The 23011-nt window shown below is 71.2% G+C and carries 24 protein-coding genes and 2 tRNA genes; 15 read left to right on the plus strand and 11 right to left on the minus strand.

Annotation, left to right across the window (positions count from 1 at the left end; genetic code table 11):
* The first annotated feature begins 45 nt into the window (after positions 1 to 45).
* The gene (locus HCN51_RS29360) at positions 46 to 774 is read left to right on the plus strand and encodes a helix-turn-helix transcriptional regulator (RefSeq protein WP_080046338.1); all 729 of its coding nucleotides are present in this window, start codon (positions 46 to 48) and stop codon (positions 772 to 774) included.
* 282 nt (positions 775 to 1056) lie between these two features.
* On the opposite strand, the gene HCN51_RS29365 is transcribed toward HCN51_RS29360, so the two are convergent.
* From HCN51_RS29365 to aceE, 3 genes are all read right to left on the minus strand, one after another.
* Positions 1057 to 1791 carry a maleylpyruvate isomerase family mycothiol-dependent enzyme gene (locus HCN51_RS29365; protein ID WP_240973377.1) on the minus strand — a complete coding sequence of 245 codons (735 nt, stop codon included), beginning with the start codon at positions 1789 to 1791 and terminating at the stop codon, positions 1057 to 1059.
* Between the two features lie 55 nt (positions 1792 to 1846).
* Complete coding sequence (locus HCN51_RS29370) at positions 1847 to 3358, minus strand: alpha/beta hydrolase (protein ID WP_168013647.1); 1512 nt, start codon at positions 3356 to 3358, stop codon at positions 1847 to 1849.
* Between the two features lie 190 nt (positions 3359 to 3548).
* The gene (gene aceE, locus HCN51_RS29375; protein ID WP_168013649.1) at positions 3549 to 6296 is read right to left on the minus strand and encodes a pyruvate dehydrogenase (acetyl-transferring), homodimeric type; all 2748 of its coding nucleotides are present in this window, start codon (positions 6294 to 6296) and stop codon (positions 3549 to 3551) included.
* 1018 nt (positions 6297 to 7314) lie between these two features.
* Between aceE and HCN51_RS29380 the strand changes: the two genes are divergently transcribed.
* From HCN51_RS29380 to HCN51_RS29420, 9 genes are all read left to right on the plus strand, one after another.
* A complete protein-coding gene (locus tag HCN51_RS29380) occupies positions 7315 to 7497 on the plus strand; it encodes a DUF1918 domain-containing protein (protein ID WP_080046342.1) in 183 nt (60 codons plus the stop codon).
* A gap of 9 nt (positions 7498 to 7506) precedes the next feature.
* Entirely contained in the window at positions 7507 to 7914 is a 408-nt protein-coding gene (locus HCN51_RS29385; protein ID WP_080046343.1) for a secondary thiamine-phosphate synthase enzyme YjbQ, read from the plus strand.
* A gap of 117 nt (positions 7915 to 8031) precedes the next feature.
* Positions 8032 to 8460: a DUF3052 domain-containing protein gene (locus tag HCN51_RS29390; RefSeq protein WP_080046344.1), complete on the plus strand. Its 429-nt coding sequence runs from the start codon at positions 8032 to 8034 to the stop codon at positions 8458 to 8460.
* A 37-nt stretch (positions 8461 to 8497) separates the two neighbouring features.
* Positions 8498 to 8953 (plus strand): peroxiredoxin, encoded by a 456-nt coding sequence (locus HCN51_RS29395; protein ID WP_230465905.1) that lies wholly within the window; start codon positions 8498 to 8500, stop codon positions 8951 to 8953.
* Positions 8954 to 8985: 32 nt separating this feature from the next.
* Positions 8986 to 9306: a hypothetical protein gene (locus tag HCN51_RS29400; RefSeq protein ID WP_080046346.1), complete on the plus strand. Its 321-nt coding sequence runs from the start codon at positions 8986 to 8988 to the stop codon at positions 9304 to 9306.
* A 315-nt stretch (positions 9307 to 9621) separates the two neighbouring features.
* A complete protein-coding gene (locus HCN51_RS29405; RefSeq protein WP_168013847.1) occupies positions 9622 to 10563 on the plus strand; it encodes an ROK family protein in 942 nt (313 codons plus the stop codon).
* A 17-nt stretch (positions 10564 to 10580) separates the two neighbouring features.
* Positions 10581 to 10652: transfer RNA gene (locus HCN51_RS29410), tRNA-Val, on the plus strand.
* Positions 10653 to 10805: 153 nt separating this feature from the next.
* Complete coding sequence (locus HCN51_RS29415; RefSeq protein ID WP_168013651.1) at positions 10806 to 11855, plus strand: sensor histidine kinase; 1050 nt, start codon at positions 10806 to 10808, stop codon at positions 11853 to 11855.
* Positions 11852 to 12529, plus strand: a complete 678-nt coding sequence (locus HCN51_RS29420) for a response regulator (protein ID WP_168013654.1) — start codon at positions 11852 to 11854, stop codon at positions 12527 to 12529. Before HCN51_RS29415 ends, HCN51_RS29420 begins: the two co-directional genes overlap by 4 nt.
* Before the next feature lie 11 nt (positions 12530 to 12540).
* On the opposite strand, the gene HCN51_RS29425 is transcribed toward HCN51_RS29420, so the two are convergent.
* Genes HCN51_RS29425 through HCN51_RS29440 form a run of 4 tightly spaced genes read right to left on the minus strand, consistent with a single transcriptional unit; the run spans position 12541 to position 15381 of the window.
* Positions 12541 to 13599, minus strand: coding sequence for a hypothetical protein (locus tag HCN51_RS29425; RefSeq protein ID WP_168013656.1), 1059 nt, complete (start codon positions 13597 to 13599; stop codon positions 12541 to 12543).
* Between the two features lie 57 nt (positions 13600 to 13656).
* The gene (locus tag HCN51_RS29430) at positions 13657 to 14565 is read right to left on the minus strand and encodes an NAD-dependent epimerase/dehydratase family protein (RefSeq protein ID WP_168013658.1); all 909 of its coding nucleotides are present in this window, start codon (positions 14563 to 14565) and stop codon (positions 13657 to 13659) included.
* The gene (locus HCN51_RS58250; protein ID WP_206068030.1) at positions 14562 to 14954 is read right to left on the minus strand and encodes a hypothetical protein; all 393 of its coding nucleotides are present in this window, start codon (positions 14952 to 14954) and stop codon (positions 14562 to 14564) included. The genes HCN51_RS29430 and HCN51_RS58250 overlap by 4 nt, the downstream gene beginning before the upstream one ends.
* Before the next feature lies 1 nt (position 14955).
* Positions 14956 to 15381 (minus strand): DUF6463 family protein, encoded by a 426-nt coding sequence (locus tag HCN51_RS29440; protein ID WP_168013660.1) that lies wholly within the window; start codon positions 15379 to 15381, stop codon positions 14956 to 14958.
* Between the two features lie 69 nt (positions 15382 to 15450).
* Between HCN51_RS29440 and HCN51_RS29445 the strand changes: the two genes are divergently transcribed.
* Positions 15451 to 15993 (plus strand): TetR family transcriptional regulator, encoded by a 543-nt coding sequence (locus tag HCN51_RS29445; RefSeq protein WP_206068031.1) that lies wholly within the window; start codon positions 15451 to 15453, stop codon positions 15991 to 15993.
* A gap of 124 nt (positions 15994 to 16117) precedes the next feature.
* Positions 16118 to 16687, plus strand: coding sequence for a hypothetical protein (locus tag HCN51_RS29450; protein WP_168013664.1), 570 nt, complete (start codon positions 16118 to 16120; stop codon positions 16685 to 16687).
* 6 nt (positions 16688 to 16693) lie between these two features.
* Here HCN51_RS29450 and HCN51_RS29455 read toward each other — a convergent pair whose 3' ends face one another.
* A complete protein-coding gene (locus HCN51_RS29455) occupies positions 16694 to 16933 on the minus strand; it encodes a hypothetical protein (RefSeq protein ID WP_168013666.1) in 240 nt (79 codons plus the stop codon).
* A gap of 98 nt (positions 16934 to 17031) precedes the next feature.
* On the opposite strand from HCN51_RS29455, the gene HCN51_RS29460 reads away from it, so the two are divergent.
* Positions 17032 to 17105, plus strand: a tRNA-Met gene (locus HCN51_RS29460).
* A 132-nt stretch (positions 17106 to 17237) separates the two neighbouring features.
* On the opposite strand, the gene HCN51_RS29465 is transcribed toward HCN51_RS29460, so the two are convergent.
* Positions 17238 to 17969, minus strand: a complete 732-nt coding sequence (locus HCN51_RS29465) for a LysR family substrate-binding domain-containing protein (RefSeq protein WP_346433842.1) — start codon at positions 17967 to 17969, stop codon at positions 17238 to 17240.
* A 54-nt stretch (positions 17970 to 18023) separates the two neighbouring features.
* On the opposite strand from HCN51_RS29465, the gene HCN51_RS29470 reads away from it, so the two are divergent.
* Both HCN51_RS29470 and HCN51_RS29475 read left to right on the plus strand, forming a co-directional pair.
* A complete protein-coding gene (locus HCN51_RS29470) occupies positions 18024 to 18395 on the plus strand; it encodes a DUF5997 family protein (RefSeq protein ID WP_080046358.1) in 372 nt (123 codons plus the stop codon).
* A 545-nt stretch (positions 18396 to 18940) separates the two neighbouring features.
* Entirely contained in the window at positions 18941 to 19672 is a 732-nt protein-coding gene (locus HCN51_RS29475) for a DUF7873 family protein (protein ID WP_168013668.1), read from the plus strand.
* Between the two features lie 722 nt (positions 19673 to 20394).
* On the opposite strand, the gene HCN51_RS29480 is transcribed toward HCN51_RS29475, so the two are convergent.
* Complete coding sequence (locus tag HCN51_RS29480; protein WP_168013670.1) at positions 20395 to 21372, minus strand: aldo/keto reductase; 978 nt, start codon at positions 21370 to 21372, stop codon at positions 20395 to 20397.
* 190 nt (positions 21373 to 21562) lie between these two features.
* Positions 21563 to 22855, minus strand: coding sequence for a vanadium-dependent haloperoxidase (locus tag HCN51_RS29485; RefSeq protein WP_168013671.1), 1293 nt, complete (start codon positions 22853 to 22855; stop codon positions 21563 to 21565).
* Between the last annotated feature and the right edge of the window lie 156 nt (positions 22856 to 23011).

Below are 23011 nucleotides of genomic sequence, written 5' to 3' on the forward strand. Positions count from 1 at the left end.
CCGAGCGGCCCGCGATTGTCGGTGGCGGGGCGTAGCGTTCCGGCTGTGAACCGTACCGACCGGCTCTACGCGCTCGTCGAAGACCTGCGCGCCATCGCCCCCCGTTGCCGCTCCGCCCGCGAGCTGTCCAAGCGGTTCGAGGTGAGCGTGCGCACGATCGAGCGCGACATCCAGGCGTTGCAGGAGTCGGGGGTGCCCATCTACGCCGAGCCGGGCCGCAAGGGCGGTTACGCCATCGACAAGAAGATGTCGCTGCCCCCGCTCAACTTCACGCCGGCCGAGGCCGTGGCCATCGCCGTGGCGCTCAGCCAGGCCGGCGACCAGCCGTTCGGGCGGCAGGCCCGCAGCGCCTTACGCAAGGTGGTGGCCGCGATGCCGGGCCGCGAGGGCGACCTGGCCAGAGAGCTGGCGCGGCGCGTGCAGCTCGTCCAGCTGCCGCCCGAGCAAGGCAGCGAGATCCGGCCGCTCGGCGCCGAGGGCATCTCGCGCGCCATCGAGGAGGCGCTGCTGCGCCGGCGCGTGCTCAGGCTCGACTACGCCGACGCCAAGGGCGCCCTCACCTCGCGTGACGTGGAGCCGGGGGTGTTCCTGGGCGGGCGCGGCGGGTTCTGGTATCTCGTGGCGTGGTGCCGGCTGCGCGACGACGTACGCGTCTTCCGCCTCGACCGCATCGCGGCCGCCACCGTCACCGGCGAGCGGTGCCCCGACCGGCCGCTCGAAGGCTTCGCCACCGAGGTGCCCGAGATGGCCGTGCACGGCACTCTGCTCGATTAATCATTCGAAAACACCGACATAGGGTTGTCGCCATCGCGGTGAATCGTTGACTTGTTCGAGAAATGAGGAGATGGCGATGGAGAGCTTCCCTCGCACGGGGTCTTCCACCGCAGGTGATCATCCGCTCGTCCGCCGGACTGCGCCTTCCCCGCGACAAACCGGCGGCGCGAGCGGGCCGCGTCCCCGTCCGGGGCGGGCGATCACCCCTCGCCCTGGGCACGCCGCCGATCGCCGAGCGGCGGCGCGTCCAGGGCCCTTCCCGGCCGGCCGGGGCCTTCCCGATCAGAAGGCGGCGGCCGACAGCCAGCGTTCCAGGAGCGCGGCGTCGCCGTGCACGGTGAGCGCGGCGGGGGAGCGGCGGCCGTAGAGGAGGAGCAGCAGGTCGCTCACCGGGCCGCGCACGGCGGCGTCGCCCTTGGCGTGCCCGCGCGCCCACGAGATCGTCCCTGCGGGGCCCTGCGTGATGGTCCATTCGCCGTCGGCGTCGCTCGCGTGGAGGTGGATCGTGGCCCCCTCCGCCCCGAGCGCGGCCAAGGACTTGGTGACCCACGCGGCCGACGACAGGTTGTGGAGAAACTCCTCGACCCCGTCGATCGCGGTCCCCGCCGGGATCTCCGGGTCGGCGCCGAGCGCGAGCTCGGCGTCGGCCCGGTGCACCACCAGCTCGAAGAGCATGCGGCGCGGCCACCACGAGGCCCGCCGCTCCGGCCCCCACGTCCACACCTCCATCGACGGGTCGGTCTCGCGCAGCACCTTGAGCAGCTCCGCCGCCCCCGCCAACAGCCAGCCGGCGTCGCCGCTCTGCCCCTCGGCCAGCCCGCTGGGCACCTGCCGCGACCAGATGCGCTCCTGCACCCCGTTGCGCAGCACGTGCGCGGCCCAGCGGTGGGTCTGGCCGACGTGCGTGACCAGCTCGGCGAGCGTCCATCCGGGGCAGGTCGGCACCGGCACCGACAGGTCGCCGGCCAGGGCCGCCAGGCGGGCGGCCTCCGTCTCGATCTGGGAGTGGTAGTCCATCACCCGGCCAAGACTAGGCCGCCGGGCATCGTGGCCAGGCGGCCGGGCATCGTGGCTACGCGGCCGGGCAGGTCGCAAGCTTGCCGGGCACCTTGCCGTCGATCAGGTACGCGTCCACGAGCCCCTGGATGCACTTGCTGCCCGACAGGTACGCCCCGTGCCCCTCGCCCTCGTACGTGACCAGCGTCGCGGTCTTGAGCTGGGCGGTCAGCTTGGGCGCCCACTCGTACGGCGTGGCCGGGTCGCCCTTGCCGCCCACGACCACGATCGGCGCGGACCCGGTGGCGTTCACGTGCCGCGCCTCGTCGCTGCCCTTGGCCGGCCACACCCGGCACAGCCCGCCCGAGCCCTCGCTGCCGAACAGCGGCGAGATCTTCAGCGCGGCCGCCTCGGTGCGCCGCAGCGTCGCCTCGTCGGGCCGCTCGGCGGTGTCCACGCAGGTGATGGCGGGGAAGCTGGTCATCTGGGTGGAGTAGGAGCCGTCGGGGCTGCGCCCGGTGTAGGAGTCGGCCAGGTAGAGCAGCGCCTCGCCGTCGCCCTTGAGCGCCGCGCCCAGCGCCTCCTCCAGGAACGGCCAGGTCAGCTCGGAGTAGAGCGCGGCGGCCACGCCGGTGGAGGCCAGGCCCTGGGTGAGCTGGCGGTTGCCCACCTTGATCGGCTGGGCGGTGAGCTGGTTGAGCAGGTTCTCGACGTTCGTGTGGGCGGTGGCCTCGTCCTTGCCGAGCGCGCAGGTCTCCTTCACGCATTTGCGCAGGAAGCTCTCGTACGCCTGCTGGAAGCCGCGCGTCTGCGCGAGCGTGCGCTGCTCGAACGTGACCGTCGGGTCGAGCGGCGCGTCGAGCACCATGCGGCCCACGTTCTTGGGGAACAGCGTGGCGTAGACGGCGCCGAGCTGCGTGCCGTACGACATGCCGACGTAGTTGAGCTTGGGGTCGCCGACGGCGTCGCGGATGCGGTCCATGTCGCGGGCGGCGTTCACGGTGCCGACGTGCGGCAGGATCTTGCCGGAGTTCTGCTGGCAAAGGGCGGCGAAGCGCTTGTTGGCCGCCGCGACCTGCTTGTCCGTCTCGTCGTCGGGCGGCAGCGTGTCGAGGGCGACGAAGGTGTCCATCTCGGCGCCGCTGCCGCAGCGCACGCCGGAGCTGCGCTCGACGCCGCGCGGGTCGAAGCTGACCAGGTCGTAGCGGGCGCGCAGCGCCGTGAGCGCCTTGGCGGCCTGGTCGAGCGTGTCGACGCCGGAGGCGCCGGGGCCGCCGAAGTTGAACACCATCGAGCCCAGCGGCTTGCCCTTGCCCGTGGCCGGCAGCTTGATCAGTGCCAGCTCCAGCTTCTCGCCGTCGGGCTGCGCGTAGTCGAGGGGCACGGTGAGCTTGCCGCAGCGGATCGAGGTGTCCTGGCGGGCCGGTGGCTCGCCGTCGGGGCGCTTGATGTCCGTACAGGCACCCCAGGAGATCTTGTCGGAAGCGGCTGTGGAGTCCGCTGAAGGCCCGGACGCGGGCTCCGCGGGAACCGTGGAGCAACCGGTGGCGGCCGCCAGGAGCAGGGCGGCGGCTGTAACGCGACGCATGACGAACTTCCCCTCACATCTCTCAGGGGGAAGTAGTGCCCACAATACGTGACCGTGCACCAAACCAGGGTGAGGCGGCACGTACCCCTCCTGAACGTGCCGCCTCACTAGGTCAAACGGCGCGGACGGCCGAATATGACGGCGCTCCCGCGAAGGAAATTCGCGGGAGCGCCCTTCTTGGATGACTGACTCAGACGCCCATCGACTGGGTGTCGTTGCTCTCCGCGCCACCGGCCTCGGTGACGCCGTTCTTGAGGTGGTACTTGGCGATGGCCTCGCGCAGCACCTCGCCGTCGAGCTCGCCCCGCTTGACCAGGCTGGTCAGCACGGCCAGCGTGATCGAGGCGGCGTCCACGTGGAAGTGGCGGCGCAGCGCCGAGCGGGTGTCGGACAGGCCGAAGCCGTCGGTGCCCAGCGAGGACCAGTCACCCGGCACCCACTGCGCGATCTGGTCTTGCACTGCCTTCATGTAGTCGCTGACGCCCACGAACGGCCCCTGCGCCTGCGAGAGCACCTGGGTGACGTACGGGACGCGCTTGTCCGCGTCGGGGTTGAGGAGGTTGTGCTCCTCGCAGGCCAGCGCGTCGCGGCGCAGCTCCGACCACGACGTCGCCGACCACACGTCGGCCGACACGCCCCAGTCTTCGGCCAGCAGCCGCTGCGCCTCCATCGCCCACGGGCCGGCCACGCCGGAGGCCAGGATGTTGGCCTTCGGGCCCTGCGTCTGCGGGCCGTCGGCGAACTTGTACAGGCCCTTGAGCAGGCCCTGCACGTCGATGTTCGCCGGCTGCGCCGGCTGCAGGTAGGGCTCGTTGTAGACGGTCAGGTAGTAGAAGATGTCCTCCGGCTGGTCGCCGTACATCCTCCTGAGGCCGTCCTTGACGATGTGCGCCACCTCGAACGCCCACGACGGGTCGTAGGAGACGGCGGCCGGGTTCGTCGAGGCGATGAGCGGCGTGTGGCCGTCCTCGTGCTGCAGGCCCTCGCCGTTGAGCGTGGTGCGGCCCGCGGTGGCGCCCAGCAGGAAGCCGCGGCCCATCTGGTCGCCCATCTGCCACATCTGGTCGCCGGTGCGCTGCCACCCGAACATCGAGTAGAAGATGTAGATCGGGATCATGTGCTCGCCGTGCGTGGCGTAGGCGGTGCCGGCCGCGATCGCCGAGGCCATCGAGCCCGACTCGCTGATGCCCTCGTGCAGGATCTGGCCCTGCGTCGCCTCCTTGTACGACAGCAGCAGCTCGCGGTCGACCGCCTCGTACGTCTGCCCGTGCGGCGAGTAGATCTTGGCCGTCGGGAACATCGCGTCGAGACCGAACGTGCGGGCCTCGTCGGGGATGATCGGCACGAACCGGTGGCCGATCTCCTTGTCGCGCATGAGGTCCTTCAGCAGCCGCACGAACGCCATGGTCGTGGCCACCTGCTGCTTGCCCGAGCCCTTGCTGAAGGTGCTGTAGACCTCGTCGCCGGGCAGCTTGACCGGCTTGGCGCGCACGACCCGCTTGGGCAGCACGCCGCCGAGCGCCGCGCGGCGCTCCTTCATGTACTGGATCTCCGGGTCGTTCTCGCCCGGGTGGAAGTACGGGGGCAGGTCGCCTTCCAGGGCCGAGTCGGGGATCGGCAGGTAGAGCCGGTCCCGGAACTCCTTCAGCTCGGCCTTGGTGAGCTTCTTCATCTGGTGGGTGGCGTTGCGGGCCTCGAAGTCCTTGCCGAGAGTCCAGCCCTTGATGGTCTGGGCGAGGATCACCGTCGGCTGGCCGACGTGCTCGCGGGCCGCCTTGAACGCCGCGTACACCTTGCGGTAGTCGTGGCCGCCGCGCGACAGCTTGCGGATGTCGTCGTCGCTCAGGTGCTCGACCATCTTGCGCAGGCGCGGGTCGGAGCCGAAGAAGTTGTCGCGGATGTAGGCGCCCGACTCGACCGAGTAGGTCTGGAACTGACCGTCGGGGGTGGTGTTCATCTGGTTGACCAGCACGCCGTCGACGTCGGCCGCCAGCAGCGGGTCCCAGTCGCGGCCCCACACGACCTTGATCACGTTCCAGCCGGCGCCGCGGAAGTACGACTCCAGCTCCTGGATGATCTTGCCGTTGCCGCGTACCGGGCCGTCGAGCCGCTGCAGGTTGCAGTTGATCACGAACGTGAGGTTGTCGAGCTCCTCGCGCGCGGCCAGGCCGATCGCGCCCAGCGACTCGGGCTCGTCCATCTCGCCGTCACCGAGGAACGCCCACACGTGGCTGCGGCTCGTGTCCTTGATCTGCCGGTTGAGCAGGTAACGGTTGAACCGCGCCTGGTAGATCGCGCCGATCGGGCCCAGGCCCATCGAGACCGTCGGGAACTCCCAGAAGTCGGGCATGAGCCGCGGGTGCGGGTAGGAGGGCAGGCCGTGGAAGCCGTGCGACAGCTCCTGGCGGAACGCGTCGAGCTGCGCCTCGTTGAGCCGGCCCTCGAGGAAGGCGCGGGCGTAGATGCCCGGCGCCGCGTGCCCCTGGAAGAAGACCTGGTCGCCCGACTCGCCGTGGTCTTTACCGCGGAAGAAGTGGTTGAAGCCCACCTCGTAGAGGGAGGCGGCCGAGGCGTAGGTGGCGATGTGGCCGCCCACGTTGGTGCGGGCGTTGGCCCGGGACACCATGATGGCCGCGTTCCAGCGGATATAGGCGCGGATGCGGCGTTCGACGTGCTCGTCGCCCGGGAACCAGGGCTCGCGCTCCGGCGGGATCGTGTTGATGTAGTCGGTGCTGCGCAGGCCCGGCACGCCGACCTGGTGCTCGCGGGCGCGCTCCAGCATGCGGAGCATGAGGTAGCGGGCTCTGGTGCGGCCCTCCGTCTTGACGACGTTGTCGAGAGACTCGAGCCACTCGTTGGTCTCGCTGGGGTCGACATCAGGCAGCTGGCTGGGTAGGCCGTCGCTGATGATCGAGAATCGCTGGCGTCCGGAAGCCACTGGGTCTCGCCTTCCGAGATGGACTGATGTCTGGTCTGGGTCGCCTTCCATCCTGGTCGCTAGCCGTAGAAAACGCATCTCTACTTGCCAGTAACCAGAGTGTCCCTGCTGGCAGGGCCATCTGCGATGGCCTAGACCACCGATGGTAGGACGAATCGCACCAAAGGTTACATCCCTGGGTCAATTTAACAAGACAGGAAAACGGACGAAATTTCGCTCGAATCCCGGTTGCGCCGGGGATGCCTCCTCCGTAGCTCGTAACCTCCCCGTGGGGGAGGTTTCTCACTCGCGGCGGGCGAGTCTAGCCGCCCCACCTGGAGCCCAGGGCGCGCGCCCCTGAAGTGGCAGGTCGTGGTGCGGCGTGGTAGGGACGCTAGGGGGCGGGGCGGCGTGCGGCGCGGTACATGTGGCATGGCACGCACTACAAGAAAGCGGTATGCGCGCGTGCACCCGCGTCTGCGGGCGCGCCTGCCGACGTCATGCGGTAGGCCGTCCCCACGTGCGTGCCTGCCGATGTCGTGGGCCGGTCATCCGCCCCTACGTGCGCGCCTGCCGGCGTGGTGGGCCGCTCGCTCGCCCGGGGCTTCGTGCCGGTGCGCCGTGCGGCCGCTTCACGGACCGAGCACGCCGTCACCCCGCCACGTGTTCCTCTCGAGGTACGCCGCCCAACTGCGCCGGGTCGGCGAGATGCCGTACGAAGGAGCCCGGCGCAACGCGCACGGCGGCCGACCCGGCGCCGCCCGCCCGCCACCTGCGCGCCTCAGGAACGCGCCCTCACGCCCGACTCCTCACGCTCGGGAAGCGCCCTCGACGCGCTCCGCCACGCGCCTCCGCCACGCGCTCCCGCCCCCGCCCCGCGCCAACCCGCCACGGTCCGAGACCCCCGAGGGGCCTCAGGGCCCGCGGTCCCCTCCGTGTCCGGTAACAATCTGGTCATCATTCGATCTCTATCCACCCCCTCGGCAAAACTTCGGAATCGCTCTTTTCGTCCGGCAATCGGCGTACCAATGTGGGAGGTATGAATGCGACGGTAGGCGACCGCCTCCTGATGCACGGGAATACGGTCGGCGAAAGCGACCGGGGAGGCGTAATCACGGAGGTGCAGGGCACGGACGGCGGCCCGCCGTACGTGGTCCGGTTCGACGACGGGCACACCGGGCTGGTGTTTCCGGGCCCCGATGCCGTGGTCGTGCCTAAGTAGGATTTCCGTGTGAGATCTGAAATCATCTCTGTGGCCACGGGTTCTCGAGAGACGGTGCATGACATCACGGCCGAATGCGCCGATTTCGTACGTGCCCAGGGTGAAGACGGGCTGCTGCACGTCTTCGTGCCGCACGCGACGGCCGGTGTCGCGCTGCTCGAGCTGGGTTCGGGCAGTGACGACGACCTGCTGGCCGCCCTGCGTGACCTGCTGCCGGCCGACGACCGCTGGCGTCATGCGCACGGGTCGCGGGGGCACGGCAGGTCGCACGTGATGCCCGCGCTGATCCCGCCGTACGCGACGATCCCCGTGCTGGGCGGGCGAATGGCGCTGGGCACGTGGCAGTCGGTGGCGCTGATCGACCTGAACGTCGACAACCGGCAACGTCAGGTTCGCCTGTCGTTTTTGTCTGATTGATTCTGGCCGACTACGGCCGTACCCGTGGCGACCGTTGACGACTGAGGGTCACAGCGTGTGGACTGTGCCGAAGCGATAAACCGCATAAGCGGGGCCACTCAAGCAGGAGGGATAAACGTGAGCGCGACCGCGGGTCAGGCGCAGGGCGAGCGCGGCCTGGCCGAACGACTCGGCCTCAAGCCGGGTCAGGTGGTGCAGGAGATCGGTTGGGACGAGGACTCTGACGACGAGCTTCGCGAGTCCATCGAGAACCTGACCGGCAACGAGCTGCTGGACGAGGACAGTTACGACGTCGTCGATGTGGTGCTGCTGTGGTGGCGCGACGGCGACGGGGACCTCTTCGACGCTCTGACCAACGCCATGCGAGCACTCGCCGATGGCGGCCAGATCTGGCTGCTCACTCCCAAAGCGGGGCGCGAGGGCCACGTGGAGCCGAGCGACATCGGGGAGGATGCGACCACCGCGGGTCTCTCGCAGACCAGCAGCATCTCCGCCGCACCCGACTGGTCCGGCACCCGGCTCGTCCCGCCGAAGGGCCGCCGGTAGGGGGCTCGAGCGCCTGCCGTACGGCAGGATGAGGGTTGTGAACGCACATCCTGCCGAGGTCGGCGCCCTGGCTCCGGATTTCGAGCTGCAGGACCAGCACGGCACCCCGGTGAGCTTGTCTCGGCTCCGGGGCGAGAAGGTCGTGCTGGTCTTCTACCCGCTGGCGTTCAGCGGGATCTGTTCCAGCGAGCTGTCCGCCCTGCGCGATCACCCGATCGAGGGCGCGCGGCTCCTGACCGTCTCCGTCGACTCCGTCTTCACGCATCGTGCGTGGGCGGATCGCGAGGGTTACACGTTCTCCCTGCTCTCTGATTTCTGGCCACACGGACAGGTCGCGCAGGCGTACGGTGTGTTCGATGAGGCGAAGGGGCTCGCTCGGCGGGGGAGCTTCATCATCGACGGCGAGGGCGTGATCCGGTGGTCGGTGGTCAATCCGATCTCCTCCGCTCGCGACGTCGCCGACTATGTCAAGGCACTCGCCGATATTCCGTGACTTCGCGGACTTCGTGACTTTCGGAGGGAAGGATGCCCTGCTACCGGTGCGGGGCCCGGCAGACGGACCCGGTGCGCGGCGCAAGCCCGTGGCAGCGCGGGGTGCGCAACGAGTCCCAGGTGCTGATCTGCCCGGACTGCCAACGACTGCACGACCTCGACCTCGACGCCTGCTCCACCTGCGCCTCCACGGCGCTCATCTGCCGGCTGGGCGAGGTCGAATGCCGCTCCTGCGGGGCCGTGTGGCTGGCGCGCTCGTCCGACGCCCTCGACCGCCCGGCCGCGGTGGCACCGCCGCCCGGGCTGTCGGCTGAGGTCGAGGCGGCACTCAACCGGGTGCTCGGACGGGCCTGAGCCCGCCCTGTGAGCCCGGCCGGGGCCCGCTCCTGCCCGGAAACCCTTTACGCGCGGTACGAGGCGCACGGCCTCACTGAGCACCGCGCGCCGAACCTCACTCGCAGGAGCCCGAAGCCGGACACGAAGCCCAACAGCCTCGAAGCCGCCTCGAAGCCGACTCGAAGCCGACTCGAAGCCGACTCGAAGGCCACTCGGAGCCCTCGGCATGGACGCTGAGCCCACAGCCCTCCACAGGGACGAGGAAGCCGGAGCCACGGCACACCCTTTCCAGACATTTACTGAGCTGCGCTATCGTCTCCTTCCGTGTCCGCAATGAGTTCGTTCGTCGTCGCGCTCGACGTCGGTGGTACGTCCATGAAGGGCGGCCTGGTCAGCGAGTCCGGCGCGGTGCTGCTGAGCGAGCGGCGCCCGACCCCCCGAGCCGAGGGCCCGGAGGCGGTCGTGGCGGCCATCTCCGCCTTCATCAGCCACCTGGCCGCCTCAGGCGACGGCAACCCGGCCGGCGTCGGCCTGGCCGTGCCGGGCCTGGTGACGGAGAGCGCGGCCGTGTACGCGGCGAACCTCGGCTGGCGCGACGTCCCCGCCTCCAGCTTCACCACCCTGGACATCCCGGTGATGCTCGGCCACGACGTCCGCACGGGCGGCCTGGCCGAGAGCATTCTCGGCGCCGGCCGCGGCCTCACCGACTTCCTCTTCCTCCCCATCGGCACGGGCATCGCCGGTGCCTCGATCATCCGCGGCGAGCCGTACGGCGGCTCCTCCGGCTGGGCCGGCGAGATCGGCCACACCCCCGTCTTCCCCGACGGCGAGCAGTGCGCGTGCGGCCAGTTCGGCTGTCTGGAGACGTACGCGTCGGCCGCCTCGGTCGGCCGCCGCTACAGCCAGCGGGCCGGCGTGGAGGGCGTCAAGGCGGAGCAGGTCGTCTCCTCGGACGACCCGATCGCCATCGAGGTCTGGGACGAGGCCGTGGAGGCCCTGTCGCTGGCCCTGGCCACGTACACACTGCTGCTGGACCCCTCGGTGATCGTCCTGGGCGGCGGCCTGGCGGAAGCGGGCCCGGCCCTGTTCGACCCCGTACGCACCCGCCTGATCAAACGTCTCGCCTTCCGCGACGCACCCCCGCTGGTCCCGGCCGCCCTCGGCGTGGACGCCGGCATGCTCGGCGCCTCCCTCCTGGGCTGGCGCGCCGCGGGCCGACCTGAGCTGGGGCCCGGCTGGGCGGTGGATGTGCGATCGGGGCCGTTGGTGTCGTAAGGTGTAGTGCCGATCAGGGGCGGTTAGCTCAGCGGTAGAGCACTCGCCTTACAAGCGAGGGGTCACTGGTTCGAACCCAGTACCGCCCACCTGCGACCTCAGCCCCGTCTCCCAGCGTGGAAACGGGGCTTCTTGTCATTTGCTCAGGTATAGGGCTGCTCGTGACCGCCCCGAGCACTCCGCCGCCATCTCCCCCCGGCGGGGGAGGGCGTCAGGGGAGGGGTCGGCTAGCGTCGGTCCGCATGAGGCGCCATCTCGTCCGGGCCTTACGAGCCGGGGTCTACCAGTTGCTGGGCGCTGCGTTGCTGTCTCCGGTCGCCGCCGGGCTCGGCTTGCTGATTCTCAGCGAGCCGACGCCGGGACGGGTGCTGGTGTTGTGGGCGGCGTGCGCGCCCGCCTCGGTGCTGCTCGCGGTGATGCCGCTGACGCGCCGGCTTGAGGTGATCGCGCTGTCGGAGCTGCTCGGTGTCGAGATGCCCGAGCGCGGTGATCGGCTCTACCTGGTGGTTCTGGCCAGCCTGCATCTGTACGTCGGTGCGACGCTCAGCGCGGCTGTGCTGGCCCTGGCTCCTGGGCTGCTTCCTGAGGGGTGGCGCGTGGCCTCCGGTGAGGTGGCCGAGGTGCTGGTGCTCGCCGTCGTCGTGGTGGCCGTGATGGTCGCCGCGGGGTTCGGGCAGCGTTGGGCGGCGCGGCGGTTGTTGCGTTCCGAGCCGTCCCGGGTGATCGACGAGCTCGGGCGGCGCCAGGCGCTCGCTCTGGAGCTGCACGACTCCGTCGGGCATGCCCTCAGCGTCGTCCTGGTGCAGGCCATGGCGGCTGAGGCGGCGTTGCAGCGGGCCGCGCCCGCGCTCGCCGTGCGGTCGCTCGGACATCTGACGGCCACCGCCTGCGATGCCCAGCAGGAGCTGGACGTGCTGCTCAACGTGCTCGACGACGGCATGGCGGGTGAGACGCCGACCCTGGAGGCGCTCGGCGCGCTCACCCATGGCCTCGACGTCCGGGTCAGCGTCGGTGATGTCAGTAAGGTGCCCGTCGCGACGTCGCGGGCGGCGTTCGCGATCGTGCGGGAGGCGCTCACCAACGCGCTGCGCCACGGGCGCGGCCCGGTCACGCTCAGTGTCGCCGTGGCCGCCGGCCTGGCCCTGACCCTGGAGAACACGACCCGGAGCACGCCCGGCGAGCCGGGACGCGGTCTGACCGGCATGCGCCTGCGGGCCCGTCTCGCGGGTGGGACGTGCGAGTGGGAGGAGGTGGACGGGACGTGGCGCGTACGGGCGAGTCTGCCGCTGTGATCCGGGTCGTCCTGGCCGACGACGAGAAGCTCATCCGCTCGGGGTGGGCCACCATGCTCTCCCTGCACGACGACATCGAGGTGACGGCCGAGGCCGCCGACGGCCGCGCGGCGGTCGCGGCCGGCGCCGGCGCGGACGTCGTGCTGATGGACATCCGCATGCCCGGCATGGACGGCCTGGCCGCGACCCGGGAGCTGGCCCGCCGGTCTCCGGGGACGCGCGTCATCGTGGTCACCACGTTCGAGAGCGACCAGCTCGTCTGGGGTGCCCTGCGCGCGGGCGCCGCCGGGTACGTGCTCAAACGCTCGCCCGCCGGCGAACTCGTGGAGGCGGTCCGCCTCGTGCACCGGCGCGACGCGGTGCTCTTCCCCGACGCGCTGCGCCGCATCGCCGCGCCGCATGCCGGCAGCGCCCGGCAGCGCGGGCCGGTCGTCGAGTTGACGCCGCGCGAGCTGGACGTGCTGCGGCACGTCGCGCTCGGGCTCAACAACGCCGAGATCGCCTCGGCGCTGCACGTCACCAGGGAGACGGTCAAGACGCACGTCGGCAACGTCCTGGACAAGCTCGGCGCCCGCGACCGCACCCAGGCGGCCGTGCTCGCCTACGAGCTCGGTCTTGTCAGCAGCGGACTCGCAGAGGTGGATCACCGCTTCTCCGCCGAGAGGATCATGTAGGTGCCGGGTTGTCATCGCCCTGCAGGAACGGCCCGGCGGCGCAGCCAGTAGGCCAGGACGGCCACGGCGAGCAGCGCGCCCCACAGCGGGTACGGCCAGAGCAGCAGCGCGCCCGGCTGGCCGCGCAGCACGGAGTCGATCACGAGCCCCGGCGAGGCCAGGCAGCAGAGGCCCGCGACCGTCCCGCCGGCGATGACCGGCAGCCCCACCGGGACGGGACGCCCGTGCACGATCGGCACCCAGCGCGGGAACACCTCGCCCCACCTGCTGATCAGCCCGAGGGTCAGCGCGGCGCCCGCCAGCGCGGCGAAGGCGAGCAGCAGCCCCTGGAGCCGGGTGTCGGCCCTGAGCGCCCCGGTGACGTCGGCGTCGGTGGGCCACGGGGTCAGCCAGGTCAGCCGGTACAGCGCGTACGGGAGCGGGCACAGCGCCGCCCCGATCGTGGCGATCCGCCCCCACCTGCGGGCTGAGTCGGGCCTGATCCAGCGCGGCCGTTCGCCCGTTCTGAACGCCTTCGCCGCGATCACCGCCCAGACGGCGCACGCGGCGGCGTTGGCGAGCGTCCAGCCGAGCCGGCCGCCGAACGAGGCGAAGTCGCTCGCGACGTTGCCCAGGTAGCGTCCCACCAGGCTCAGCGCGCCGAACCCGGTGATCGTGTCCGCCGCCGCGAGGACGCCCAGCGTGGCGACGCCCACCAGGCCGAACGCCTTCCCGCGCGCGGCCGCCACCACCACGACGCCGAGCAGGGCCACGGGCCCCAGGATCGCCAGGCCGTAGGCGAAGACGGACATGATGCCGGCGTCGGAGAGCACCACGCCGAAGAAGAGCAGCTCGGCGACCGCGCCGGCGCGCACGACCGGCCCCCGCCCGAAGATCACCACCAGGCCCACGAGCCCGGCGGCCACGGTCATGGGGCCGGTCACGTCGTGCTCGAGCAGGTGGGTGAGCGACACCTTGACGCGGTCGGCCGCGCCGAACGGATAACTGGCGGGCGTCGTCCACCACAGGACCCCTACGGCGGTCACGGCGATCGAGAGGAGTGCGCCCGATGTCCGGATGTTTCTGGTCATGCGGCTCACGCTACGAACGCCTGGCCGCCGCCACCTCCCCCTCCTGGGGGAGGGTGCTCACCGGCACACGGGGCCTTCCCGATAGGACGGGTAGGCGGGCGTCCAGCCCAGCTCCCTCCTGGCCAGATCGGTGCTCAGCCGCAGCCGCGTCCCCACCATGAGGGCGTGCAGGTACGGCATGGCGCGCAGCAGCCGGCCGGGCACCGTCAGCGGGACGGGAGCGCCGGCCGCCCTCGCCAGCGCCCTGACGTACTCGTCGAACCGGGCCGGGTGGTCGTCGGCGATGTTGTAGGCCCGGCCCGGCCGGCCGCGCTCCAGGGCCGCCACCGTGGCGGCGGCCGCGTCCTCGATGTGGATCAGCGAGACCGTGCCCGCCGGGCGGGGGACGGGGAGCAGGCGCCTCCTGGCCATCCTCATCAGGTGCCAGGTGGTCGGCTCCGGGCCGTAGAACATGCCGTAGCGCAGGGAGACGCCGCCGGCCGCGAACGCCTGCTCCTCGTTGGCGCGCATCGAGCGCATGTGCGGGTCGAAGGCTCCCTGGCCGGGCTCGGCGAACGGGCGGTCCTCGGTCACCGGCTCGTCGCCGTGGTCGCGGTAGCCGTACCCGAGGAAGAACGACTGGGTGAGGAACCTGCGGGCGCCGACCAGCCCGGCGGCCTCGACGAGGTGGGCGGTGCCGCGCTCGCGCAGGGCGTCGGTGGCGTACAGGGCGCGGTGGAAGAGCGGCAGGCCGGTGATGGCGGTGGCCTGGTGGACGACGGCGTCCGCCTCCAGGCCGTCGAGCGCGGTCAGGAGCGCGTCGCGGTCCATCACGTCCGCGACCACGGCGGTGGCGCCCGCGCCCGCGAGCTTCCGGACGCCGGTGGCGGACCTCGTGATGCCGCGGACCTGGTGGCCGGCGGCGAGCAGCTGACGTACCAGGACCGTGCCCAGCGTGCCGGTCGCGCCGGCGACCAGCACCCTCACGCGCCCGCCTCCTGACCCGCGCGGCGGGCGGCCGGCACGCGCAGCCTGGCCACCAGCCCGGCCGCCCCCACCAGGGAGAGCGCCAGCAGCAGCCAGGGGTCGGAGGCGCGACCGCTGAGGTCGAGGTCGGTGGCGTGGTTGACGGCGTGGAAGGTGTTGGTGACCACGAAACCCGCCAGCACCAGGGTGACGACGTCCCGCCAGCGCAGCGCGCACACCAGCATCAGCCCGATGCCGAGCTGGAACACCCCTGCGTCGTGCAGGAAGTGCACGTGGTTCGGCCAGCCGGCCCAGGCGGCGAACCCGGCCGGATCGACCCGCGCCCACCCGCCGGTGATCAGCATCGACGCGGCGGCCAGCAGCAGGGCGGTCCTGATGAGGATGCTCATGTCAGACCTCGGCGCTCTCGCCGGCCCTGACGGGCTCGACGGGCTCGCGGGCGGCCAGCAGGGCCAGCACGCCGATGGCGAGGATGGGCCAGCCGCCCGTGACCGGGAAGTACAGGACGCACAGCGGCACGCCGATACCTACCAGGTACCAGCCCAGTTGGGCGGGCAGCCGGCCGGTCGTGGCGATGACGTGCCGGGAGAGGGTGCCCAGGGCGAGGAGGGCGACGCCCGCGATGAGGAACCAGACGCTGGCCTCGCGGGCGAAGTAGTCGCCCGTCTCGAGGTCGACGAGGGCGCGGACGAAGCCGTCGCCCGCGATGGCGGCCCAGGCGTTGGGCTGGGCGAATGCCCAGGCGAAGTGCACCAGGGCGAGGGCGATGATCAACCGGGGGACCCAGCGGGTCAGCGTGCTTGCTCGTGGACTCATGAGCGCTGACCATACCGTACCTTATGGTATGGCCCGGGCAGGGGGCATACCGTCTGGTACGGTATGCGCGTGGCGTCCAAGGGTGAATGGCTGGAGGCCGGGCTCGCCATCGCGACCCGGGACGGCATCCGGGCAGTGACGATCGAACGGCTATGCGCCGACCTCGGCCGCACCAAGGGCTCCTTCTACCACCACTTCAAGGGCATCCGCGGCTACAAGTCCGACCTGCTCGCGCACATCGAGGCCGAACACACCGGCCGCCTCATCGCCGGCGCGGAGGCCGCCGGCCCGAGCGGCCACGACAAGATCCAGAGCCTGCTCGACCTGGTGCTGGAGGCGTACACGGGCAGCCGCGACCTGGCGACGGCCGTACGCGCCTGGGCCCGGCAGGACGCCGACGTCCACGCCTTCCAGGAACGCGTCGACCGCATGCGCATGGACTATCTGCGTTCGCTGTGGCTGGAGCTCGGTGGGGAGCCGGACGAGGCCGAAGGCATGGCCAAGCTCCTCTACCTGGTCCTCGTCGGCGCGCAGCAGGTCGTCCCGCCCATCTCGGCCGAGGACCTGCGTGGCGTCTACGCGCTGGCCATGCGCTCCGTCCCGCCCGGCTGACGGCCTCCGGCCGCGGCGTCGTCACGCGCCGGCATGTCGCGGCCCGCGCGGTCACCACCCCGCCCCGATCGGCAACCATACGCCGCCGTATAGTCAGACCATACGCAACCGTATGGAGGCTTCCATGGCAGGCGATCTCCCGCTCACCGACCGGCTCATGCCGCTCCCCGACGCCGCCGAACGCCACTCCATCCTGATCCCCGCCTCCCGCGACCAGGTGTGGCACGCGATCAAGCACCCCGACCCCACGGACATCCGCCTCGCCAAGCCGCTGTTCGCCCTCCGCGACCTGGCCTCCCGCCTGCGCAACGGCCACGCGCAGCTCGACCTGCCGCGCTTCACCACGCTCGCCGAGAACCCCGGCCACGAGATCGTGGACGGCGTGATCGGCCAGTGGTGGCGGCTGGGCCGGGCCGAGAACGTCTCCTCGGTCACCGACCTCGACGGCTTCCTCGCCTTCGACCGTCCCGGCTTCGCCAAGGCCACGTTCAGCTTCCTCCTCGACGACGCCGGCGACGCCGGCGGCGGCCGCATCCGCCTCGTCACCGAGACCCGCATCCAGGCGACCAGCCCGGAGGCGCGGCGCGCGTTCCTGCGGTACTGGCTGCTCATCCGGCTCGGCAGCGGTCTCGTCCGGCGGGTCATGCTCTCGGCCATCCGCGCCCGCGCGCTCAAGGCCCCCTTACGCCCATGACCTCGTTCAGTCGGTGGGCTCCGCGTCGGGCCGCACGTCCTTCTCCTCGCCCCCTTCGGACGCCACCTCCCGCCGCTCCTCCGCGGCCTTCTGCTCGGGGTCGGGCGGCGGCTCGATCGGCTCGGCCGGGATCGGACGTGGCGTGTGCCGTACCTGGACTCCGGCTCGTGCCACCAAGGTGTCGGACTCTCCGGAGACCTGTCCGACCGCGGGTGGCATCTCCTCGGGAGGCTTCTCGTCGGTCATGAACGCCAACTGCCCGAGTCTCGACCCGCAAACCCGCCGCCTGCCCGGCGAAAAAGGGTGGAGGCGTCGCGTCGGAGGGTGGGATAGTCGGGATGCACGCCTGCATAGCTCAGTCGGTGAGAGCGCCGCACTCATAATGCGGAGGTCCCAAGTTCGAGTCTTGGTGCAGGTACGCGAAGGCAGGGGGTACCCGGTGCCCGCGTGAATGCCGCACTCTTGGCCGCCCAGCACTGATCCATGGTTTTCCCGTTGAACGGAAGCGCGAGTGACAGGCCGGCTCCCTCGGCGGGGATGCGGTGGTGGGTCAGCGGGGCCGGTGGCCCTTCCTCCGCCGGCCGGGCTGCGCGCCCCGGCGACCGGCGGCGTTCTGGCTTGGTCTGGGGTTCTGTCGTCGTGCGGGCTTCTGCGCGGGGGAGGCGGCGGCGTTGCGGCCGCGGGAGCTGTTCACCGTCCGGCCGCGAACGATGCCGATGAACTCCTCCACCAGGTCCGTGGTCGCATCCGCCGGCCAGGCCAGCGCCACCTGCGACTGCGGTGCGTCCGTCACCGGACGGTAGGTGAGGTCCTTGCGGTGGTGGAGGCGGGCGAGTGACTGAGGGACGAGGAGCAGTCCGGCGCCGGAGGCCACGAGCTGGATCGCGTCGGCGGTCGTGTCGGGGCGGGTGAACGCGGGCTGCCCGGGCAGGGCCGGCCATTCGATCGTGTCGTCCAGCGGGTGGAACACGTCGTCATCCGCCAGGTCGGCGGTCTCGATCTCGTCGGCGGCGGCCACCGCGTGATCCTTGGGCACCACGACCACCGTCGTCTCCACGTAGAGCGGGATCACGCTGAGGCCGTCACGCTCGACCGGCAACCGCACGAACGCGGCATCCGCGCCGCCGTCGCGCAGCAGCGCAACCGCCTCGGCGGCGGGCACCGCGACCAGGGTGAGCGGTACGTCCGGCATCCTCTCGGCCCAGATCCTGACCCACTTCGCGGGCGTCACCCCAGGCACGTACGCCAGCCGGAACTCGTCGCCGCTCTCACCATCAGTCACCGCCTCAGGGTACCGATGTCAGGAAACGCGCCCCGACTGGCTACTCTTGGCCCCATGACCTCGTCCAAACCGAAGAGCGTCCAGACGATGAAGCCCGAGACCGCGGCCAAGAAGCTGGGTGTCCTCTTCTCGGCCACCCCCGCCGAGTTCCAGGCGGGTGTCGTCTCCAGGGACGAGCTGAACGAGCTGCAGGCGAAGCCGCCGGCCTGGCTCACGGACCTGCGCCGCAACGGCCCGCACCCGAAGCAGGTCGTCGCCGCCAAGCTCGGCGTCTCCATCTCCGGCCTGGCCAGGGCCGGCATCACCGAGCCGCTGACCACGGCCGAGATCGAGGCGCTGAAGGCGGAGAACCCGGAGTGGCTGGAGCACGAGCGGGCCGTCCACGCCGAGGCCCGCAAGGAAGCGCTCCGCCTCAAGCAGCGCTAGCCGGAGCGCTGACTCGGGGTTCCGGCTCTTCGAGCAACATCGTGACGGCGGCATGTGCCGTTCTACGACCGCGCGATCTCGGTGAGGGACACATACCCGTCGTGATGACGGCAGCGGCTGGGCGGAGGCAGGAACGCGACGTCCACGCGGTGCCAGGTCGCCCGCCCGGTGAAACCCTCACCGGCCAGAAGCCGCCCGACTCGCGGCATGACGACTCCGCGTTCGTTGCCGGGCGTGCGTGTGGAGGCCGTACCGGAAGGCTCCGTTGGAGAAGCGGTTCACCGGTGTGAAGGCGCATCTCAGGTAGTTGTCGTCGTCCACCGGGGCGCCCTTCAGAACGCCGTACGCCTGCATGCCGGCGCTGGTGGCCCGGAAGAACGGCCCGCCGCTGTCGCTGAAGGCGCACCGGTGCTGCCGCACGCTCGCCGGCGTGCTCGGGATCTCGCGCGTTCCAGCCCGTCGCGGCCGGTGTCTGGAGCACGCCTTACGGCCGGGCGCCGAAAAACCAGATGTGCGATCGTTCCGGGCGGCTCTAGGGTTTCAGCGTGACCAAGCTCAACCAGATCCTCGCGGTCGAGAAGGGTGTGAAGTCGGACGTCCAGCGCAAGGTGACGGACGCCTACCACCAGATCCAGAAGGCGCCGCTGCTGTCCGGCATCTCCCGCACCTACCAGCCGATCGACGACGAAGGCGAGCAGTTGCCGCCCGAGTCCACGCGGGTGCAGGTGCAGGCGGACGAGGTGCTCAAGGGGGTCGGGGTCGCTCTGGCGCGGCTGTTCGACGTGACCGCGACGAAGGACTGGGCCAACTGCGAGGCCAGGGCCGACGTCGTGGTCGACGGCACGGTGCTGCTGGAGGAGGTGCCGGTGACGTACCTGCTCTTCCTGGAGAAGCAGCTCACCGACGTCTACACGCTGGTCTCCAAGCTGCCCACGCTGGACCCGGCCGAGACATGGTCGCGGGACGAGGCCACCGACACGTGGCGCACCGATCCCGTCAAGACCACGCGGACCAAGAAGGTGCCGCGTAACCACGTGCTGGCGGAGGCGACCGACAAGCATCCGGCGCAGGTGCAGGTCTACAACGAGGACATCGTGGTCGGCTACTGGACGAAGGTGAACTTCTCCGGGGCGCTGCCGCAGCGGCGGGTCAACGAGCTGCTGGCGCGCGTGCAGAAGCTGCAGGACGCGGTGAAGTACGCGCGTGAGGAGGCGAATGGCACGGAGGTCGTCGACAGGAAGGTGGGCGAGAGGGTGTTCGCCTATCTGTTCGCCTGACGTGTCGTGTTACCGGCCTGACCTGTTACAGGTCTGACCTGCTACAGGCCGTGCAGACAATGATGTGACAGACTCCCTCGCCGCGTGCGAGGGTGCGCCAGGAGCGCAAAGCTGAGGCTGAGGCCTGAGGCTGACATGGCGGTGACAGTGGAGGTTCGAGTCCTCCCCGGGGCATTCGGGCCCCGGTGGCCCAATCGGGAGAGGCAGCCGTCTCAATTTCAGATTCTCGCTCCAGATTCAGCATTGATCGTCGAGTGCCAGATCGATCGGGACGGGCCGTGGATGTTGAGGTGCCGGTTCGAATCCGGCCCGCCGCTCTTTTCCTCGTGCGGCGGTGGCTCAATGGCAGAGCGCGCGTCGTAAGAGCTGACCTGTTCCCTTAAATGCCGCTGGTGCTCACATATGGCGGTCTTTCTCAGGCCCCTCGGATGGGTAGATCCGGGGGGCCACCGCCTTTTCCGGGCATTGTCCTGGGTGCAGCGCCCGAAGCGTCACCGGGGGAGTTCTAAAGGGAGCTGCGGGGGCCCTTGCCCCCGGGCGTTCCCGGGCAGATGGTGGAGGTACGCGACGCGCGCGAGCGCGGAACCGTCCGGAGTGAGATTCTCCGGCGGGTTGTCCCGCCCGGGCAGCGAGATGGGTGGCGGTGGCCGCGAGGCCACCAGACCTACCGCCGCTTGACGGTGCCTCTGCTGTTGCCGGGCGGGACGCTTGCGAGCCCGTGGCTACCAGCGGTGGTGGACCTGGGGGCGGATGAGGTCGTCGTAGACGGCCCGGACGGCGGTCAGGGTGGCGGCGTCCAGGGGCGGTACGGAGTCGGCGGCGGCGTTCGCGCGGGCCTGGGCGGGGTTGCGGGCGCCCGGGATCACGACCGAGACGCCCTCCTGGTCGAGGATCCAGCGCAGCGCGAACTGCGCCATGGTGACACCCTCGGGCACCAGGGGCGCCAGGCGGCGCACCGCCTCCAGGCCGGTGGCGAAGTCGACGCCCGAGAACGTCTCCCCGACGTCGAACGCCTCTCCCTGCCGGTTGTAACTACGGTGGTCGTCGGCGGCGAACGTGGTGTGCTCGTCGTACTTGCCGGAAAGCAGCCCGCTGGCCAGCGGGACGCGCGCGATGATGCCGACGCCGGCGGCGCGGGCGGCCGGGAGGACCTGCTCCAGCGGCTTGAGGCGGAACGCGTTGAGGATGATCTGCACCGTGGCCACGCCGGGCCGGGCGATCGCGGTCAGGGCCTCCTCGCAGGTCTCCACGCTCACCCCGTACGCGGCGATCTTCTTCTCCGCCACCAGCGTGTCGAGGGCGTCGAACACCGCGTCCGTCGAGTAGACGGGCGTCGGCGGGCAGTGGAGCTGGACCAGGTCGATGGTGTCCACGCCCAGGTTGCGGCGGGAGCGCTCGTTCCAGGCCCGGAAGTTGGACATCACGTAGTTGGAGGGGATCTGCTCCATCCGGCGGCCCATCTTGGTGGCGACGGTGAGCCCGGGGTGGGCCTTGGCGAAGCGGCCGACGATCTGCTCGCTGCGGCCGTCGCCATAAACGTCGGCGGTGTCGATGAAGGTCACGCCCGACTCCACCGCCGCGTTCAGGGTGGCGACGGCCTCGTCCTCCGAGACCTCGCCCCAGTCGGCGCCGAGCTGCCACGCGCCGAGCCCGACCACCCCGACCTGGCGTCCGGTACGTCCCAGCACACGCTGTTCCATGTTTCCTGTCCTGTCCCACCTCGTAGATGTGCCTGACCTGCACCAGTCTTCCGGATGGTGGGAGGAAGGGCGCATCCCGCCCCCGGGTCTCCGCGCGAAGGGCGCACCTCGCCTCCGGGTCTTCACAGGAAAGGCACATCCCGCCCCCCGGGTGGTGGGGAGGGGCGGGATGCGCGTTCGTGGGGCCGGGTCAGCGGGGGCAGGTGCCCGTGTGCGTGGGACCGGTCTTGAGGAGCAGCCGTTTGGCGAGGATCTCGGAGGCGACGTCCGCGCCCATCGTCAGCCCGTCGGCGTTGCTGAAGGGGAAGTGCAGGCCGCCGACCACCCGCGACCGCCCCGCGTCCGCCGCCGCGGCCGAGAAGCTCGCGAACGTGCGCCGCCACGGCTGCCCGGTCGCGGGGTCGTTCGGCGCGCTGTCGGTGACCAGCGTGAACGGGATGCGGTCGGCGCAGAAGAAGCCGGCCAGGACGGCGGCGCCGGCGCCGCTGAAGGAGCTGTGGCCCGAGATGTACTCGGGGGAGCCGCCGGCGCTGCCGGCCCGCGCCTGCCAGCCGGGCACCGGCTCGGTGTACGGGTTGCCGTCGGTGCCGGCCTGCTGGATGGCGGCGGTGGGCCGCCAGTGGCGGAAGGTGACCTTGGTGCGCACGGTCGGGATCGAGGTGTCGGCCAGCGCCATGCCGAGCAGCGCGAACAGCCGGGCCTCGTCCGCCAGCGGCAGCGACCGGTCGACGGCGAGCCCGATCTTGATCCATTCGCCGGGCGGCTGGGACGTGCCGGCGGGCAGCGACCAGTACTGGTAGCCGGCCGACTTGCCGGCGTCGGCGATGGAGGCGTCGCCGACCAGCCTGACCTCGGCGAACGCGGCCGCGTAGTCGAGGCTCGTGAGCGCGGGCGGGCCCTGGCCGACGTAGGGGGCCGCGTCGGCGATCCCGAACGGCTTCATGGCCCGGTACTGCGTCCCCGACCACGCCTGCGCGAACACGCCCGGCCCCGAGCCCGCCGGCTGCGTCTCGACGGGGGAGGAGCCGTCGCCCTGCCTGGCCGCGTCGACGTCCTCGCCGACGCGCGCGCCCCACGCCCGGCCCTTGGCGACGCGCGGCCCCGTCCCTAATCGGGCGAGGTCGGCGGTGAGCCGCTCGGTGAGGGTCGCCTCCTGGCCCGGGTACAGGCGGGTGAGCACCGCGTGGGCCGCCGCCACGGCGGCCGCCTGCTGGTCGCCGCGCGCGGGCGCGCCCTTGGGGTCGCGCAGCGCGTACGTCCTGGCCCGGCGGTCGCCGCGGGCGGTGGCGATGCCGTTGACGGCGTCGTACATGCCGATGTTGACCATCGCGTACGTCCTGGCGGCGTCGGAGTCGGAGGCCCGCTCGGCGCGGACGACCTGGAGGGCCTGCTCGTTCCAGGCCCGCACCGGGTCCACGTCCGGAGCGGTCGCCACCGGTGGGGCCGGCGGGACGAGCAGCAGCAGTGCGACGAGCCTCATCATGAGGATCCCCTCTCCCGGTGAAGAGCCGATCAATGAAAGATGCGCCGCACGTGCCGCTCCCGCCACTACCCCCACGGGTCAGGCGGCGGTGTGGCGGGTCGAGCGGCTGCCCGGCGCCTCACGCGGCGGTTCGACCGCCTCATGCGGCTGTCCGGC

This window comes from Nonomuraea composti (assembly GCF_012034275.1).
Classification (GTDB): Bacteria; Actinomycetota; Actinomycetes; order Streptosporangiales; family Streptosporangiaceae; genus Nonomuraea; species Nonomuraea composti.